Annotated in this window: 13 protein-coding genes and 1 pseudogene; 3 read left to right on the top strand and 11 right to left on the bottom strand. The window is 71.8% G+C overall.

Annotation, left to right across the window (positions count from 1 at the left end; translation table 11 throughout):
* Positions 1–100: 100 nt before the first annotated feature.
* Positions 101–229 carry a SapB/AmfS family lanthipeptide gene (locus tag ACZ4WQ_RS17735; RefSeq protein ID WP_398371095.1) on the top strand — a complete coding sequence of 43 codons (129 nt, stop codon included), beginning with the start codon at positions 101–103 and terminating at the stop codon, positions 227–229.
* Positions 230–317: 88 nt separating this feature from the next.
* Positions 318–2,663 (top strand): LuxR C-terminal-related transcriptional regulator, encoded by a 2,346-nt coding sequence (locus tag ACZ4WQ_RS17730; RefSeq protein ID WP_398371093.1) that lies wholly within the window; start codon positions 318–320, stop codon positions 2,661–2,663.
* Here the strand turns inward: ACZ4WQ_RS17730 and ACZ4WQ_RS17725 are convergent, their stop codons facing one another.
* The 8 genes and pseudogenes from ACZ4WQ_RS17725 to ACZ4WQ_RS17690 all read right to left on the bottom strand — a co-directional run.
* Positions 2,664–4,397, bottom strand: a complete 1,734-nt coding sequence (locus ACZ4WQ_RS17725; RefSeq protein WP_398371091.1) for an ABC transporter ATP-binding protein — start codon at positions 4,395–4,397, stop codon at positions 2,664–2,666. It abuts the gene before it with no gap.
* On the bottom strand, positions 4,394–6,118 hold the full coding sequence (locus ACZ4WQ_RS17720; RefSeq protein ID WP_398371089.1) for an ABC transporter ATP-binding protein: 1,725 nt from the start codon (positions 6,116–6,118) through the stop codon (positions 4,394–4,396). The genes ACZ4WQ_RS17725 and ACZ4WQ_RS17720 overlap by 4 nt, the downstream gene beginning before the upstream one ends.
* On the bottom strand, positions 6,111–6,782 hold the full coding sequence (locus tag ACZ4WQ_RS17715) for a flavoprotein (protein ID WP_311727553.1): 672 nt from the start codon (positions 6,780–6,782) through the stop codon (positions 6,111–6,113). The genes ACZ4WQ_RS17720 and ACZ4WQ_RS17715 overlap by 8 nt, the downstream gene beginning before the upstream one ends.
* 39 nt (positions 6,783–6,821) lie before the next feature.
* Positions 6,822–6,953: an ALQxL family class IV lanthipeptide gene (locus tag ACZ4WQ_RS17710; RefSeq protein WP_311727552.1), complete on the bottom strand. Its 132-nt coding sequence runs from the start codon at positions 6,951–6,953 to the stop codon at positions 6,822–6,824.
* 66 nt (positions 6,954–7,019) lie between these two features.
* Entirely contained in the window at positions 7,020–7,139 is a 120-nt protein-coding gene (locus ACZ4WQ_RS17705; protein WP_311727551.1) for an ALQxL family class IV lanthipeptide, read from the bottom strand.
* Positions 7,140–7,183: 44 nt separating this feature from the next.
* Positions 7,184–7,312, bottom strand: coding sequence for an ALQxL family class IV lanthipeptide (locus ACZ4WQ_RS17700; RefSeq protein WP_311727550.1), 129 nt, complete (start codon positions 7,310–7,312; stop codon positions 7,184–7,186).
* A 57-nt stretch (positions 7,313–7,369) separates the two neighbouring features.
* Positions 7,370–8,302, bottom strand: coding sequence for a lanthionine synthetase LanC family protein (locus ACZ4WQ_RS17695; RefSeq protein WP_398371086.1), 933 nt, complete (start codon positions 8,300–8,302; stop codon positions 7,370–7,372).
* Positions 8,303–8,342: 40 nt separating this feature from the next.
* Positions 8,343–10,139: pseudogene (locus ACZ4WQ_RS17690) on the bottom strand (class III lanthionine synthetase LanKC N-terminal domain-containing protein); the annotation flags it as partial.
* A gap of 305 nt (positions 10,140–10,444) precedes the next feature.
* Here ACZ4WQ_RS17690 and ACZ4WQ_RS17685 point away from each other — a divergent pair.
* Positions 10,445–11,368 carry an NADP-dependent oxidoreductase gene (locus ACZ4WQ_RS17685; RefSeq protein ID WP_385345495.1) on the top strand — a complete coding sequence of 308 codons (924 nt, stop codon included), beginning with the start codon at positions 10,445–10,447 and terminating at the stop codon, positions 11,366–11,368.
* Between the two features lie 248 nt (positions 11,369–11,616).
* On the opposite strand, the gene ACZ4WQ_RS17680 is transcribed toward ACZ4WQ_RS17685, so the two are convergent.
* The 3 genes from ACZ4WQ_RS17680 to ACZ4WQ_RS17670 all read right to left on the bottom strand — a co-directional run bounded on the left by ACZ4WQ_RS17680 (position 11,617) and on the right by ACZ4WQ_RS17670 (position 16,063).
* Positions 11,617–12,870, bottom strand: coding sequence for an ATP-binding protein (locus ACZ4WQ_RS17680; protein ID WP_398371084.1), 1,254 nt, complete (start codon positions 12,868–12,870; stop codon positions 11,617–11,619).
* 795 nt (positions 12,871–13,665) lie between these two features.
* Positions 13,666–15,084, bottom strand: a complete 1,419-nt coding sequence (locus ACZ4WQ_RS17675) for an ATP-binding protein (protein WP_385345499.1) — start codon at positions 15,082–15,084, stop codon at positions 13,666–13,668.
* A 154-nt stretch (positions 15,085–15,238) separates the two neighbouring features.
* Positions 15,239–16,063, bottom strand: a complete 825-nt coding sequence (locus ACZ4WQ_RS17670) for an SDR family oxidoreductase (RefSeq protein ID WP_398371081.1) — start codon at positions 16,061–16,063, stop codon at positions 15,239–15,241.
* Positions 16,064–16,253: the final 190 nt, after the last annotated feature.

The raw sequence follows: 16,253 nt of genomic DNA, 5'->3' as shown, positions 1-16,253 counted from the left end.
TGTTCCCCGCCCCGCCGCAGGCGTCACACACCGCCGGACAAGGCCTGGTGCCCGAGGGTCCGGCGCGATCAGCAGCGCTCGTCCCATTAAGGAATACGCCATGCCGCAGATTCTGCAACTTCAGGATCTCAACACCGACAACGGTCCGGACGAAGAAGGCCTCGTCGCCGCGAGCAGCATGAGCATCGCCCTCGGCTGCGAGAGCAACACGAGCGTCGTCGTCTGCTGACAGCCCGCCGAACAGCCGACCAGCCCAGTGACGCACACCACCGCGTCGCTGGCTGTCGGTCCGCGTCGAGACTTGTCTGGCTGATCCCATGAACGATGTGACCGCCGTGCTGGACCAGGCCATCGCCGAGGCCTTCCGGCCGCAAACACCCGCGGTGTGCGAGATCCAGATAGCCGGCGAGCCAGGCAGCGGCCGGACACGGATGCTGAAGCAACTGGCCGCACAGGCGCAGAAGCGCGGACTGGCTGTCGTGTGGAATCCGTCAGGCGCCCCGGCGGACGCACGCGCCCTCGTCTGTCTCGACGACAACGGCTTGGCCGGCGCCCTCCCCGTGTCGGTGCCGCCGGCCTCCGCCGTCGTCGCCCGCACCGTCCTGCCCGAACAGCCCGTCAGCGAGCGGGCGTACCGCATCGGGACCGCGCCGTTGACCCGGGAGCAGTTCGCCGGGCTGCTCGGCTCGGGGTTGTCCGTCGAGCGCCGCTGTCTGCTGTACGAGCTGACCCGCGGCCTTCCGGGCTGGCTGCCCACCCTGGCCTCGCTCAGCGACCTCGAACTGCGCGCACTGGCACGGACCGGCCTGTTCGCCGCCCCGCTTTCCCAGCACGCCCGGGAGCCCGCCTGGCTCAGCCCGGACGAACGTGAGCTCGCTTCGGCCGCGGCCGTACTGGGAGACCCCTTCGATGTGACGCTCGTCGCCACCGTGGCCCGCCGTGAGGTGGCCGCCGTGCTCCCGGCGCTGGACGCCCTCGTCGAGCGCGGCATCATCAGCGCCCATATCGTCGGCACACCGCTGTTCCGGTTCCGCCACCCCCTTGTGCGGGCTGTCGTGTACGCCCGGATCCCGCCCGGCGCCCGGATCGCCGCGCACGCCCGGGCCGCCGAGGTGCTGCACGAGGCCGGTGCCGATCCCGTCGAACGGGCCGTACATGTCACCCGGTCCGCCGCGCCCGGCGACCTGCCGGCGGTGCGGCTGCTCGCCGACGCGGCGGACCGCGCTATCGGCTCGTCCCCGGAACGTGCCGTGGAATGGCTGCGCGCCGCGCGTCGGATCGCGCCGTTCGACGTGCCGTCCTCGCTGCGCCGTCGACTCGCGGTCTCCCTCTGGCAGGCGGCGGAGCACTCCGGGGATCATCGCGCGCGCCGCGAACTGCTGCCGGAACTCGGTGCTCTGGAAGACCCCACCGTCATGGCCGATCTCCGTGCCCGTCTGGCCATCGACCTGGGCAGGCATGACGAGGCACGTGAGCTCCTCGCCGGGGGTCTGCGGGCCGCTTCCGAGGACATGGCCCCTCCCCTGCGTCTGCGGCTCGCTCTCATGGCTGCCGTCCGCAGTGAAATCCCCACCGTACGAAGGCTGCTGGCCGAGGACACGAGACCGGAGGCGGCGGCCGTGGTGGCGCTGGCCGGTGCCATGGCCGATCACTCCACCACCTACCGCACGGGAGCGGCTGCCGCGGGGGCCTTCTTGCACGGGTTGGACGGCACGGCATTGGCAGAGCATCTGGAGACGGTCGTACGGCTGGGCTGGGCGGCGAATTTCGCCGAGGACTTCCCGGCCGCCGCCGGCCTCTTCGCCCGGGGGAGCCGGGCGGCGCGCCGGGCCGGACGGTCCGGGCTGCTGCCCCGGCTCCTGCTGGGGCACGGGTGGGCGCTGCTCGCCCTGGGGCGGCTGGAGGAGGCGCTGCGGACGGCGGAGGACTGCGAGACACGCGCGGGTACCCTGCACCGTCCCGACCTGGCCGGTCCGGCCCGTCTGCTGCGCTCGTCGGTCCTCGCGTGGCGCGACGGCCGCCGGGGGACGGCGACCGTGGCGATGACATCGGCCATGCCCGCCCCCGAGCGGCTGTGGTGGGCCGTTGTGCCGCCCGAAGGCGTCCCCGATGTGCCGGGCCGCGGAAACGACATGCGCACCGAAAACGCACCCGGACGCGAAGCCCATGACCTGTGTGCCCGGGCGGATACCGCCGATGACGACAGCGCGCTGGGGCTGCTGAACGAGGCCGTATCGGGTTTCGCCGGCCAGGGCATGGCTCTGTGGGAGTGCCGTACCCGCCTCCTGCTGTCCCAGCGGCTGGCCCGCGCCGGCCGGCTGCCGGAGGCCGCGGAGGAGGCGGGCCGCGCCAAGGCGCTGGCCGTGGCGACGGGGTCCGCGTGGCTCCGGCGTGCGGCCATCGACCAGCAGCGTGCGATCGGTGGGCGCCGGCCCAGGGCCGACGCCGCCTTGACGTCCGCCTTGTCGGCCCGGGAGTCGGAGATCGTCGGGATGGTCCGGCTGGGCCTGCCGAACCGTGACATCGCGGACACGCTCGTCATCTCCGTGAAGACCGTCGAGGCGCATCTCACCCGTATCTTCCGCAAGACCGGCGTACGGTCCCGGACGGCCCTGGCCGCCGCGGCAGGCGGGGCCGCACGAGGCTGGGCCGGACGCGGCTGATCACGGTCGTGCGGCGGGTCGCGGTGCCTGTGCCGTCCAGTGGCCGACGAGTGCCGCGTACGCCGGGCTGGTGGCGCCGAGTTCGGTGTGGCTGCCGAGGACGGGGTGTTCGCCGTCGAGGAGCAGGACGCGCCGGGCGCGGGCGGCGCTGGTCAGGCGGTGGGCGATCACGATGAGTGCCCCGGGGCGGGCCGCGAAGGCCGTCTCCGCCACGGCCTCCGCCGCCATGTCGAGGTGGCTGGTCGCCTCGTCCAGGACCACGACGGCGGACGGTGAGGCGTACACGCGCACCAGCGCTATGAGTTGACGTTCCCCGCTGGAGAGCGTGCCGGCCGGATCGGTGATCTCGGCGTGGTATCCGCCGAGGCGGGTGATGAGTTCCCGCGCCCCGACCGCTTCCACGGCCCGGTCCAGCGCCTCCGTGCCCAGGTCGGGAGCGAGATAGCGGAGGTTGTCGGCGACGGTGCCGGGGAACACGTACGCCTCCTGGGGCAGCAGGGCCACCCGGCCCGCCTTCACGGGCTGCCCGGCCATGGTCACCGTGCCGTGGAGGGGTGCCTCGACGCCGACGAGCAGTGCGGCGAGCGTCGACTTGCCGACGCCGCTGGGGCCGACGATCGCGAGATGGTCGCCGGACGGGACGGTGAGGTTCAGCTCGCGCAGCACCGGTTCGGCGTGCGGCCCGTAGGCGAAGGTCAGATGGTGGACCTCCAGGTCTCCTTCCCGCGGCTCCTCGGCCGCCGAAAGGGGTGCGGGCTCGTCCGGTGTGTCCGAGGCCGCGGCCAGCCGGGCGGTCAGGACGCGCAGTTGGCTCCAGTAGCCGGCGACCGAGCCGGTCATCAGCTCGAGGGCGGGAATCAGGTACATCGTGACGTACATGACGGCGCCGACGACCGCGCCCGCCGACATCCCACCGCGCTGTACCAGGGCCGGTCCGGTCAGCAGCATCAGCAGGACGGGCAGGTGGCCGCCGAGGAGGATGACCGGCGTGCGGACGGCGCCGGCCCGTGCCACCGCCGAGGTGGCCGTCACGGAGGCGTCCGCCGCGCGCTCGACATCACGGGCCGCCCGTTCCTCCGCGCCCAGTGCGGTGATGTCCCGCCCGGCGGCGAGGACCGCCCCGGTGACGGCGGCCACCTCTTCCTCGGCGGCCAGATAGAGCTGTCGGCGGCGGGTGACCGCGCGCATGCTCACCAGGAACACGGCGACGGCCGCCGCGAGGGGCACCCCGACCACGACGGCCAGGAGCGGATCCAGCACGGCCAGGCCGGTGAGTGCCGCGATCAGCGTCACGGCCAGGGGCCGGGCCGTGCGCAGCAGGGCACCGACGATGCCGCGCACCGCGTCGACCTGGCTGGTCAGCCGTGACACATCGGTCGCGTCGGCGGTGCGGACGCGGTGAACGGCGGCATACAGCGTGCCGTGCACGAGCCGCCGCACGAGTTCGTCGCGCAGCGGTTCGACGATGTGGGCCAGCGGGTCGAAGGCGGCGCGTTCGGCCGCGGCCCGGACGGTGTAGAGCACACCCAACAGGGCCAGCCAGGCGAGGCCCGTGGCCGGGCGTCCGTTCAGGAATCCCTGGTCCAGGGCGCGCGCCAGCACCCAGCCGGAGGCCAGCGCCGGCGCCGCCTCCACGGCCGACCAGGCGGCGAGGCGCAGCGCCGGGGAGCCGGTGTCGCGCAGTGCGGAGCGCAGCAGGCGCAGCCCGGGACGCCAGTCGGCGATCTCGGTCACGACGGATCCTCCTCGGCGATGGCGAACACCGCCCGGTAGGCGGGGTCCGGCCAGAGTTCGGTGTGCGGGGCCACCGCGCGGACACGGCCGTCTGCGAGCCATACGACCAGATCGCAGCGGGCGGCGGTGGTGACGCGGTGGGCCACGACGAGTCTCGTCCGGCCGGCCAGGGCGCTGGTGACGGCCGCGCTGACCTCGGCCTCGGTGACGGTGTCGAGGCCGGAGGTGGCGTCGTCGAGGACGTAGACGAGCGCGTCGCGGGTCAGGGTCCGGGCGAGGCCGACGCGTTGCCGTTCGCCGCCGGACATGGGGGCGGATGCCAGCAGGGTGTCGTAACCGTCGGGCAGGCGCCGGATGAAGCCGTCCGCGCGCGCGACCTGGGCGGCCCGTTCCACTGCCGCACGGGAGGTGTCCGGGCGGCCGTAGGCGATGGTGTCGTGCAGTGTGGTTCCGATGAGTTCCGGGCGTTCGAAGGCGTAGGCGACGGCGTGGCGCAGTTCGGCGGCCGTCAGCTCGCGCACCCGGACACCGTCGAGGAGCACATCGCCCTCGTCCGGTTCGGTGAGCCGGCCGGGCAGGCCGGCGAGCAGGCTCTTGCCGGAGGCTGTGCGGCCCACGAGCGCGGCCGAGACGCCGGCCGGGATGTCGAGGTCGATGCCGTCCAGCAGGACCTCGTCGTCCCGGCGCACGGTGACCTTGCGCAGGCTCAGCGCGCCCTGGGCGGCGGTCGGGGCCGCGGCCTTTCCCTGGCCGTAGGCCTGGGGTGGGGTGGCGAGTGCGGCTGCCAAGCGGCGTGCGGCGGCGCTGGCCTGGGCCAGCATGAGCTGCGTGTCGATCTGCTGGAGTGCCTGGAAGGCGAGTTGCAGGTAGCCGGTGACGGCGAGCAGCTGCGCGGCGGACAAGCGGCCCTGGGTGACGCCGAGTCCGGCGACCGCCAGGACGAGGGCCTCGGTCAGCGACAGCAGGAGGCCGAACTTCCATACGGTGCCCCGCTGTAGTCGCCACATCCGCCACCCCGCGGCCGACAGGTCCGGCAGCGGCCGCAGCACACGCGCCCGTTCCGCGTCGAGTGTGTCGGAGGCGCGTATGGTCCGGGCGCCGGAGAGCGCCGCGAGGAGCCGGTTGGCGATCTCGGCCTGCGCGGCCAGGTAGGCGGAGTGGGTCCGCGTGACCCGGCCGATGAACCGGCGGGCGATGACGACCGTGATCGGGGCCGCCAGGCTGAAGGCGAGGGCGGAGCGCCAGTCCGTGGTCCACAGCCAGGCGAGTGCGGCGAGCGAACCGGTCAGTGTCACCGCCGACTGCGCGAGAGCCATCGGCAGCATGCCGGCCTGGGCGGCGGCCTGGGTGATCTGGGTGACGGACTCGCCGTGTGGCTGGGGCTGTCGGGCTCCGAGGCCGATGAGATGCCGGGCCAGGCGCATGCGCAGCCGTCGGGCGCCGCGGGCGGCGCCGGAGGCGCCCAGCGGCATCATGACGGTCTCGCAGAGAGCGCCGAGCGTCACCACCGCCGCCCACCGCGTCGCGGGGCCGGGGTCGCTCGAGCCGTGCAGGACCCCGTTGACCGCGACCGCGAGCAGGGCGGGCGCGGCGAGGGCGGTGGCGCTGCGCACCAGCATGAGTACGGCGAGCAGCGTGAGCCGACCTCGTGTCTCACGGGCGGCATCCCACAGCAGGGAACGGCCGGAGGGGATGGCCGCAGCGGCGGGAACCTCAGGCAACGGGCTGCTTCTTCGCATCGACGGCGCCGCTGTGCCCCCGCTTGTCCAGCACGCGGGCGGCGGTGTTCAGGATCGCCGGCAGGCCGGGCATACCGGACGGGCTGACGGTGCCGCGGTGGGCCGAGACCGCGGGGCTCATGGGCACCACGTGGTAGCCGTCCTCCTTCAGGAGCCGCAGATTGCGCTGCACCGCCGGACGGGCCAGGGCATTCTCCGGAATGCTCGGTGCGATCAGTACCGGTGCTCTCGTGCACAGAACGGTGGTCAGGGCGAGGCTGTCGGCCATCCCGGCCGCACACTTCGCGACGAAGTTGGTGGTGGCCGGGGCGGCGATCACGAGGTCCGGCCACTCGGCCAGCTCCTGGTGGGGTACGACGCCCCGCTCGGTGGACCAGTCGGGGCCTTCGACGGGTGCCTGTGTCACGGCGGCAAGCGCGCTCCTGGACACGAGCCGGTCGGCCGAGTAGGTGAGGCAGACGCGGACGGACCAGCCGTACCGGAACCGCAGGGCCATGGCCCATTCGGGTAGGGCGGTGACGCCGATGGCGCCGGAGGACACGAACAGCACGCGTCCCCGCTCCAGCGTCACTCCGGGCAGCCCCCGCCCGGGGGCGGGGCGTGCGGAGGACGGCTGCGTCACGGCCTCGTCCTGCGGTTCCGGCACGGTGGTTCCTCTCAGTCGGCCATGGATACGGACGTCAGGTCAGTTGGTCACCGGGCAGGTGACGCCGCAGGTGGCTCCGGTGTCGCAGGTGATCCCCCCGCAGGTCGTGGGCGCGCCCTCCACCTGGCCGGGAGCGGGCAGGAGCTGGAGCGCGTCGGGATCGAATTCCATGTCGTCGCCTTTCCAAAGTGGTTGTCCCAAGGCCGTGCCGGCCTTCCGATCGGACGCCGGGACACGTCAGCCGGACGTCTGGGTGCAGGTGCCGCCCTGGTGGCACGTGTCGGCACAGGTGGCGGTGCAGACGGCGGCGGTCTCCTCTCCCGAGAGGAGCTGGAGCGCGTCGATGTCGATGTCCATGTGCGAGGCCTTTCGGAGGTGAACTTGAGCGGGGTTGCGGTGCGTCACGCGTCCGTACGCCCGCAGGTGCCGTCGCAGGTGAAGCCGTTGCAGCTGCCGAGGCAGGTGAACCAGCAGATGGCGGCGGTCTCCGCGGCGGGGAGGAGCTGCAACGCGTCGAGATCGATGTCCATGTCTCTTCCTCTTCCTCTGTCTCTTGTCGGTCGTCGGAGTGGGTGTGATCACCGAGGTCAGGACCGCGGCATCCAGGGGCGCGGGCCGCCGTGTGCGAGCCTCAGCAGGAACTGGACCGGGCCGCCCAGGCCGGTCTGGTAGTCGGCCCGGAGCGTGGCGCCCGTCTCGTCGGGGATGACGAGCAGGCCGTCCCGAACGGTGTGCCGTTGGTACAGCACACCGGCCAGGTCCTCGGCCCAGCGGCGGTACGGTCCGTCGGGGACCGCCTCCGCGAGGTCGAGCAGGAATTCGCCGTCGCCGGCCAGCCCGTGGCAGGCGGCGGTGGGCGCGGACCAGCGGACCCGGTGGACGGCCGCGGCCGCCTCCTTCGCCAGCTCCAGGCAGGCGTCGTCGCCGGTGGCCGACGCCAGGCTCAGCAGGAACGTGCCGACGCCCGAGGAGCCGCTGCACCAGTGGTAGAGCAGCCCCGTGCCGGGCTCCTGCGCCACGTCGGAGCGCCAGCGGGCGCCCCAGGGACCGCGTTCCGCCTCGGCCACCAGGGTCTGCCCCGCGGCGGTGGCCAGGTCGGCGTACCGCTGGTCTCCGGTCTCGTGCGCCGCGTGCAGCAGGAAGGCTCCGATGCCGGCCACACCGTGGGCGAAGCCGAGATGGCGGGCACCGGCCAGCGCGGAGTCGAAGTCGTCCGGTACCGGCCACACAACCCCCCGTGCCGTGGTCTCCGCGACAGCCACCAGACGGTCCGCGCACTCCACCGCACGCTCCAGGAACTCCTCCCGCCCGGTGCGGTACCAGAAGCGCAGCTGGGCGAGACCGGCTCCGGCGACCCCGTGGCACACGTCCGGGTTGGGCCAGGACACGGGGACGGACAGGGCGAGTTCGGCGGCGCGGTCGGCGAGGCCGGTGTCGCCGAGATGGCGCGCGGCGTCGTACAGCGCCCAGGCGACACCCGAGCGGCCGAAGTAGAGGCCGGGGAAGGACGCGAGGCACATCGGCGCTTGTGGTGTCGATCCATTCGACGACCCGCGCGATCGCGTCCCGCAGGTCGCCCCGGTCCAGCGCTTCGTCGGCGCGGACGAGGGTCCCCAGGACACCCGCCGCCCCGTGCTGAACGGCGCACGGGTCGGCCTTGTCGCCGAAGGGCCCGGCAGGCCACAGCCGCTTCGGCCCGTCGGCCGGGTCCGCCATGGTGCGCAGCACGTACGTGAGCCCGTCGTCGACGAGCCGCAGCCACTCGGCCCGCCCGGGCGGCCGGGTGCCGGTGTCGCGGACGGTCCCTGGCTCGCCCAGGCCGTCCAGGAAGTCCTGGACGCGTCGCACGCTCCAGCGCCGGGCCGGGTCTTCCCGCGTGAGGCCGACCACGGCAGGCGCCAGCAGCCGCGCCGCGGGGCGCTCCGCGGTGACCGCCTCCAGCAGGGAGCGGATCCGTTCGCTGTGTGTGCGGAGATCTGGTTCGTCCGCCGCGAAGACGGGTGCGACACCGGTGGCCACGTAGCACAGCACCGTGCCGAGCGAGTAGAGATCCGACTCCGGACCGAAGGCGGGACCGTAGCGCGGCCCGGCGAACTGCTCCGGGGAGGCGAAGCCGGGAGTCATCGCTCGCGTGATCCACGTTCCGGGGGCGGTGACCCACTCGGGATCGATCAGCACCAGCCGCCGCTCGGGAGTGACCATCACGTTGTTGGGCGTGAAGTCCTGGTAGACGAGACCCTGGCCGTGCACCTCGACGAGCAGCCGGGTCAGGTCCGCCGCGAGCGCGACGGCCTCGGCGGGGACCATTCCACTGTCGTCCGGCGCCTCCACCTCGCGCGTGCGGACCCACTGCGCGAGCGGCTCCCCCGCGACCAGGCCCTCGACAAGGAACGCGTGGCCGTCCTGCTCGAACTCGTGCACCAACTCGGGGCACACACTCGCCAGTTCGGACAGGTTCCGGGCCTCACGGCGCAGCAGCACCCGGGCGTCCTCCCCGGTCAGGCCGCCGCCCACGTGAGCTCTCGCCTGCTTGACGACCACCTCGCGCCCGGTTTTGCGGTCCAGCGCCCGGTAGACACCACCGCGCGCGGAGTGGCGGATCGCCTCGCGCACCTCGAACCGGCCGTCCAGCAGCACCGGCCCGGGCACGGCCGGAGGCTTCGCCGCCCGCCCCGGCGGCCCGGCGAGCGGCAGGGCCGCCCACTCGGGCGGGGCGAACCACGCCTTGCGGTGGTCGGTCACCAAGGTGCCGTCGGGCGCCTCGATCCGCGCCTCGTACGAGCCGTCGTCGGTCAGGACCGGCTTCCCGCGGAACGCCCCGTACCGGTAATGGACCAGGCTGCCCTTGCGGTACGGGCGATCGGAGAGGATCGCCGGCCCCGGCAGGCCGGCCGTAGCCGCGTCGAGTTCCTCGGCCAGCGACCTGAACTGGTCGTCGTCGCGGGGATACGCGGTGATGATCTTGCCGCACTGAGCACGGTCGTAACCGGCCGACGTCATCTCGTCGACAAGCCGCAGACTGCCCGCGAACTTGAAGGAGCAGCCCGCGGCGACGAGCACCTCGGCCGCACGGTGCAGGACATGCGGCACTGACAGCGGTGTCGCCGAGACATGGAGCTTCCAGCCCTGGATCCGCGCCCGGCCGGTCGGCGGACTGACATGGCACCAGGTGTCGGTCTCCTCGACCGTCCACTCGCCCTCGCCCAGTTCGACGAGGACGGAGCGCACGAGGCTGTGCAACGGAAAGGTGAGCACGGGACGGCTTTCTGTCCGGTTCGACGGGAGGGCGTCACCGCTGGTGCCTGTCGGGGTCCACGGCTGAGGCGAGCGGCCCGGGAGGCGGCGCGGCGGCGCCATGTGCATCGTGGCCGCGGAGTGCCGGTGCCGACATCGGGGGAATCCCCACAACCTCGCGCTCGGCGTGGACCCTGCATCCGGGCACAAACGGGTACGACAAGGACACTCCCGCGCCGCCATCCTCGACTGGCCGATTTCGGCCAGGACGCCGCAGCTGCCGTAGCCCGGCAAATGACCCAGCAGGATGGCACGGGATTGGACCAGACATCTGGGATGCTTCGCCCATATCGCCGAAAATGCGATCACAGCCGACGCACATCGACCGCCAGGGCCTTTGCCCGCCGCCCCCCACGCCTGAGGAATCCATGCGAGCCATCACCGTCCAGGACCGCGACGCCGGCATCGGCGGCCTCACCCTGACCGAGCTGCCCCACCCGCACGCCGCCGAGAACGACGTGATCGTCCGCGTGCACGCCGCCGGCTTCACCCCGGGCGAGCTGACCTGGCCCGGCACCTGGACCGACCGGGCCGGCCGCGACCGTACGCCGTCCGTGCCCGGCCACGAACTGTCCGGTGTGGTCACCGAGCTCGGCTACGGCACCACCGGCCTGACCGTCGGCCAGCGTGTCTTCGGGCTCGCCGACTGGGCCCGCAACGGCTCGCTCGCCGAGTACACCGCAGTCGAGGCCCGCAACCTCGCCCCGCTCCCCGCCGACGTCGACCACACCACGGCCGCCGCCCTGCCCATCTCCGGACTCACGGCCTGGCAGGGCCTCTTCGACCACGGCCGCCTCACCACCGGACAGACCGTGTTGATCCACGGCGCCGCGGGCGGCGTCGGCTCCCTCGCCGTGCAGCTCGCCCGCGAGGTGGGCGCCCGGGTGTTCGGCACCGGCCGCGCCGACGACCGGGGCACCGCGTTGGAACTCGGCGTGGACACGTTCATGGACCTGCACGCCGAGCGCCTGGAGGACATCGGCGAGGTGGACGTCGTACTCGATGTGATCGGTGGCGAGATCCTGGAGCGCTCCACGGCGCTGGTGCGGGCCGGCGGCACGCTGGTCACCATCGCGGAGCCGGTCACCGTCCACCCCACGGACGGACGCGCGGTCTTCTTCGTCGTCGAACCCGACCGGGTCCGCCTCGCCGACCTGGCGCAGCGGCTGCGCGAGGGGCGGCTCAAGCCGATCGTCGGAGCGGTACGGCCGCTACAGGAGGCGGCCGCCGCCTTCGCGCCCGAAAAGCGCACCCCCGGCAAGACGATCATCCAGGTCGCCGAAGACGAGTAGGACTGCCAGGCGTGGTGACTGAGCCGCCGTGCTACGTCAGGGGCAGTTGTCCGATGCGAGTCTCGAGTGCGCTCGCATCGGCCGGGAAGGGCCGGTCGACCTGCCGGAAGAGGCCCCGCTACACGTTGAAGCGGAACGTCGGGAACAGCGCAGTCACCTGCGGAAACGGCAAATCCGGCCGGACCATCCAGCGCCGATCCAGCAACAGGCATGGAATCGCTGGGTCACCCCACCGGCCCCACCGCCCGTCAGGGGCTCAGCTGCCACAGGGCGTCCATGGGCAGAGCCCGGATCCGGTCGCCGAACGGCAAGGTCTGCTGCCCCGTATAGAGGACGTAGCCGGCGACGAACCGGTCCCCGAGCAGGTTGGCGAGATTGCGCAGCCCCGAGAGGTCCTCGGTGCGCACGGTGGCCCCGGCCTTGACCTCAATGCCGATCACGTCGCCTCGCGGCGTCTCGATGACCGCGTCTACCTCGACCTTGTCCTTGGTCCGATAGTGGAAGAGGCGGCCTTGCTGCTCGGACCAGGTCAGCTGGCGGGCGAGTTCCATGACGACGAAGTTCTCCAACATGGCACCGGCCGCGCCGTCGGGCTCAGCGAGCCGGGCGGCGTCCTGGCCCGTCAGATGGCAGGCGATCCCGGTGTCGACGAAGGCGAGTTTGCCAGTCCCCACCGTCCTTCCCGTCAGCCCGGAGGTCCAGGCCGGAATGGTCTTGATCAGAAAGACTGAGGTAAGCAGTTCCAGGTAGCGCACCAGCGTGGTGCGGGGAATACCCGAGGCGGTGGCGAGCGCCGCAGGGACCAGCAGCCCTCCAGTCCGCCCGGCAAGGAGACCGAGGAGTTTCAGGATCCCGCCGTGCCGCTCGATACTGGCGAGCTCCAGCACATCACGTTCGACAAGCGTCGAAAGATAGGCGTTGAAGAAAGCGGTCCGGCGCCGGGACGTGCGCTTGACGGCCTCGGGGAATCCACCGACGACCGCGCGGTCCAGATAGTCGCGCTTACGCAGAGCGGAGGTGCGGCTGAGGCCGGGGCCGTGAGTGAACGCCGCGTCGACGAACCGGTCCCGACCGCCGCTGATCTCCCCTTGCGAGAACGGCCACAGTTCGATGACCTCCATACGGCCGGGCAGCGCATCCGGCAGCGTCCGCATGGCAAGGATCCGCGAGGATCCGGTCAGCAGGAAGCGCCCCGGCGTCGGATCGAGGTCGACGGCCACCTTGATCGCACGGAGGAGTTCCGGCGCAAGCTGGATCTCATCGATGAGCATCATCGAGTCGTGCTCGACGAATCCCGTGGGATCGTCCATCGCGGCACGCAGGGTCGCCGCGTCGTCGAGCAGACGCAGGACGGGGTCGCGGCGACGCGCGGCGGTCAGGCGGGTCAAGGTCGACTTCCCCGCCTGACGGGCGCCGTTGACCAGCACCACGCGTGTGTCATCGAGCGCTTCCGCGACAAGGCTCTCGGCATGGCGCCGAACCAGATCATTGCGAGTTGCCATGCATCACAGAGTGCCAGCACAGCCAAGATCAATGGTCATTTAGAGGGACCCCTTGTGGACAAACAGCCGATAGGGCGGCGGGCATTCGGACGGACGATAGCCCATCGATCACTCAAGCGACCAGCAGCTGAAGACCCTGAGCGGCCAAGCAGCTCGGCGAGCAGCTGCCAGGCAACGGGCACGTCACCGCCACCGCAGCTCAGCCCGGGCCGCCCCGCACAACAGTCGGCACGCGAGGACGATGCGGCAAGGTCTGCGTGCCCCTGCCGCGGCGTAGCGCACGACTCCGACAACGCAGCGAGGTGCCGTGCCGGGCGGCGTGGGGGCGTGCCTCACTCCCCCGAGGCCGCTCAGCCACGCCGGCCGAACCAGCAAAAATCCAGCAACCGGAAACCCCGCCCGGATTCAACAAGTCGGACGGCAACGCCCTGACTTGCACAAACACCGCGTCGCATCTCGCGAACCTCGACCTTGAACATTCCGCCGCAACGCACGAATCCAAGCAGCGAATCGCCCCCTGAACTGCGCGAATGTCGATCAGGGGGCGAGCTCGGGGAGGAACTAGACGTTGAAGCGGAACATCGACGACTCCGCAGTGACCTGCGGAAACGTCCCCCGGTGGCGCCCGATCCAGCACGTATCCGGCTGTCGGCGATCGCCACCGTCGCGCAGCTCACGCAACAGCGGCGATGTCCCCGGCGAAACGGCTGCGACGACGGACCGTTCCCAGCAACTGAGCGTACGACCGACTGGCAGCCTCGCGTGGGACCATCCCCGCGCCTCGCAGCCCGCCACTCACAACGGCCAGGCGGTGAGCAAATCGCCGGGGCCGTATGCGGCATCGAGGCCCAGAGAGTCCACGCCGCTTCGCGAGACCGCCATCACCGGAACGGGTTCGTCGGTGAGAGCGGCCCGGTGTCGATGAAGAGCTGCCAGGTCGTGCCGGTCGAAGGGCGACTGCTCCAGCCACTTGATGGAGCCGACGAAGAGCAGCTCCTTGGCAATTGGGGCGCGATCCGCCCCGACGATATCGATCTCGACGTCGTTGGTGCGGGTCCAGTAGCCGCCCACTGCGGGGGCCGCGGGCAGCCGGTCATCGGGCAGTATCCGTGCCAGGGCCTCACGGACAAGGGGCTCGACGGCCCGGCCGCGCCAGCTGGTCCAGTTCTCCCGGATGCGCGCCAGGGTCAGATCGCCCCGCCCCCGCTCGATCTCCTCCATGGACGGGCCGAGCAGATGCAGCCAAAACCGCAGGTGGGGATCTGTCACCCGGTAGCGGCGATCCTTCGACGGACGCAGCGATACGGGCAGCTCCGCGGCGACGATCCGCTTGTCCGTCAGCAGCTCCAGCGCTCGCTGCAGTGGCGTGGCCCCGATTCCGCCGGCCGCACGGGCGATGTTGGTGAAGGTCCGCTCGCCGCTGCCGATGGCCGCCAGCACCGTACGCGCCTGGGCCTGCGGCGGAAATTCGGCAGCCAGCGAGCGCTCGGCCGACACCAGCAGGGCGGAGACCGGATCACTCAGCGCCTCGCCGAGGAAATCCCACAGCCCCGCGCCACGCGGCCACTCCGCGCAGATCAACGGTAGCCCGCCGGTGACCAGCGCAGCGTCGAAAGCTTCCGCCGGATCCAGCCCAAGCATCTGTCCCACCTCGGCGGGGTTGAGTGGTCCCAGCACCATCTCCCGGCCGCGCTGATGGAAGGGTCGCCCGTAGCTGTTCAGCGCCTCCATCATCGACAGATCGGAGCCGATGAGGACCAGCAGCACCGGCTTGGTTTCCAGCACCCGGTCCCAGGCCCGCTGCAGCATCCCCTCAAAGGCGCCACCGGTATCCATCAGGTACGGCACTTCATCGATGACCAGCACGCTCGCCCGGTCAGCGGGCAGCGCCGCAGCCAGCACGTCGAACGCGGCATCCCAACTCTCCGGCCGCGCGGCGGCCACCAGCCCCGCCAACGGCAGCGTCGATGCCTGGGCGTCCCGAGCCAGCCGCGCCAGATCATCCCTGGGGGACGCACCAGTGGCCGCGTAGAACAGGAACGGGGCTCCGGAGTGCTCCGCAAACCGCTCGACCAGTCGCGACTTGCCCACTCGGCGCCGCCCGCGCAACATCACGCACCGACCGGGCCGCTCCCCGCCAACCCCTGCCGCGACCTTCCGCAGCTCTCGCTCCAACGTCGCCAGTTCCTGCCGACGGCCTACAAAGTCCGCCATGCCTACCGACCTCCATCCATGATACTAACATCAACGTTAGCAACATTGATGTTAGTGTGGTGCCTCCCTCCGGCCGTGCGGCACCGGGCCGGTCGTGCCACGCAGGGGCCAAGGCCAGCATCACGGTGCCCGCCAGGGGGAGCCCGCACTTCTCCTACGCCTCGCCAAGGAACTCCCGGGCACCACGGAGCCTGGTGGTCAGGCGAAGCTCAGTAGCGCGGCTGTCGAGGCGCACGTCGAGTGGCCCGGGCAGGCGCGTGTCCGCTCGGCGCCCAGACGGCAGACGGGATGCGTCCAGGCCGTCGCGCCGGGCGATGCGCGCACCGAGGTCGTAACGGCTGAGAGCGTCGGGGCCGGCAAGGTGGAAGAGGCCGGCCCCGTCCGATCGCGTGAGTTCCCACAAGGCGGCGGCCAGGTCCTCGACGTGCACGGGGCAGCGCACGTCGTCGGTGAAGAGAACACCTTCCCCCGTTCCGGCGATCAGCGCGTGCGCCAGGCGTTCGTGTTCGGAATGGCCGTTCCCAATGATCAGCGAGGTGCGGGCGACGGCCGCGTCCGGACACAGGAGCCGCACGGCTGTCTCGGCGGCGGCCTTCGCGGCCCCGTACGGCGTGATCGGGTCTGGGGCGCAGGTCTCGTCGTAGTGGACCCGGCTGCCGGAGAAGACGGCGTCGCTGGAGACGTGCACCAGACGGATCCCGAGCTTCGCGATGGCCATGGCGATGTGGATGGAACCGTCCGCGGTGACCTTCCAGTCCGCCCCGCCGCTGGTCACGTTGATCACCGCGTGCGGCGCCACCACGGTCAGCACCGCCTCCACGCGTACGGGATCGCGGATGTCCAGCTGGTGCCAGGCGGCGGCTGCGGGGTCGCCAGGGCGGGAGTGGAACGTCGCAGCCGTGTCCCAGCCCTTGGCGCGCGCCTCGCGCAGCAGCTCCGTCCCCAAGAACCCGCTGCCACCGATGATCAGCACCGTCATGCCGCAACACGCTAAGGCACGCTGCCTCGGCCTGGAGGGTGAATCGAGAGCCCGGCGCAAAGACGGGCGGTTCGGCCCTACGCAAGACGGCACGAGCATCGTGCGGGAGATGGCGGCGGACGGTGCGCGCTGTGTAACCGCTACCTGCTGGACGAGGCGATCACCGGCAGGACCGTCCGGCTCGGCGAAC

The organism is Streptomyces sp. NPDC028305, assembly GCF_055569495.1.
Note: the sequence above shows the minus strand (reverse complement) of the source record. Positions and strands in the feature narration are given on the sequence as shown.

Excerpts from the sequence above, each read along its gene's own strand:
- ACZ4WQ_RS17685 (WP_385345495.1), top strand. The coding sequence starts at position 10,445 with ATGCGAGCCATCACCGTCCAGGACCGCGACGCCGGCATCGGCGGCCTC.
- ACZ4WQ_RS17680 (WP_398371084.1), bottom strand. The coding sequence starts at position 12,870 with ATGGCAACTCGCAATGATCTGGTTCGGCGCCATGCCGAGAGCCTTGTC.
- ACZ4WQ_RS17730 (WP_398371093.1), top strand. The coding sequence starts at position 318 with ATGAACGATGTGACCGCCGTGCTGGACCAGGCCATCGCCGAGGCCTTC.
- ACZ4WQ_RS17695 (WP_398371086.1), bottom strand. The coding sequence starts at position 8,302 with ATGTGCCTCGCGTCCTTCCCCGGCCTCTACTTCGGCCGCTCGGGTGTC.
- ACZ4WQ_RS17705 (WP_311727551.1), bottom strand. The coding sequence starts at position 7,139 with ATGGACATCGACATCGACGCGCTCCAGCTCCTCTCGGGAGAGGAGACC.
- ACZ4WQ_RS17675 (WP_385345499.1), bottom strand. The coding sequence starts at position 15,084 with ATGGCGGACTTTGTAGGCCGTCGGCAGGAACTGGCGACGTTGGAGCGA.
- ACZ4WQ_RS17710 (WP_311727552.1), bottom strand. The coding sequence starts at position 6,953 with ATGGAATTCGATCCCGACGCGCTCCAGCTCCTGCCCGCTCCCGGCCAG.
- ACZ4WQ_RS17735 (WP_398371095.1), top strand. The coding sequence starts at position 101 with ATGCCGCAGATTCTGCAACTTCAGGATCTCAACACCGACAACGGTCCG.
- ACZ4WQ_RS17700 (WP_311727550.1), bottom strand. The coding sequence starts at position 7,312 with ATGGACATCGATCTCGACGCGTTGCAGCTCCTCCCCGCCGCGGAGACC.
- ACZ4WQ_RS17670 (WP_398371081.1), bottom strand. The coding sequence starts at position 16,063 with ATGACGGTGCTGATCATCGGTGGCAGCGGGTTCTTGGGGACGGAGCTG.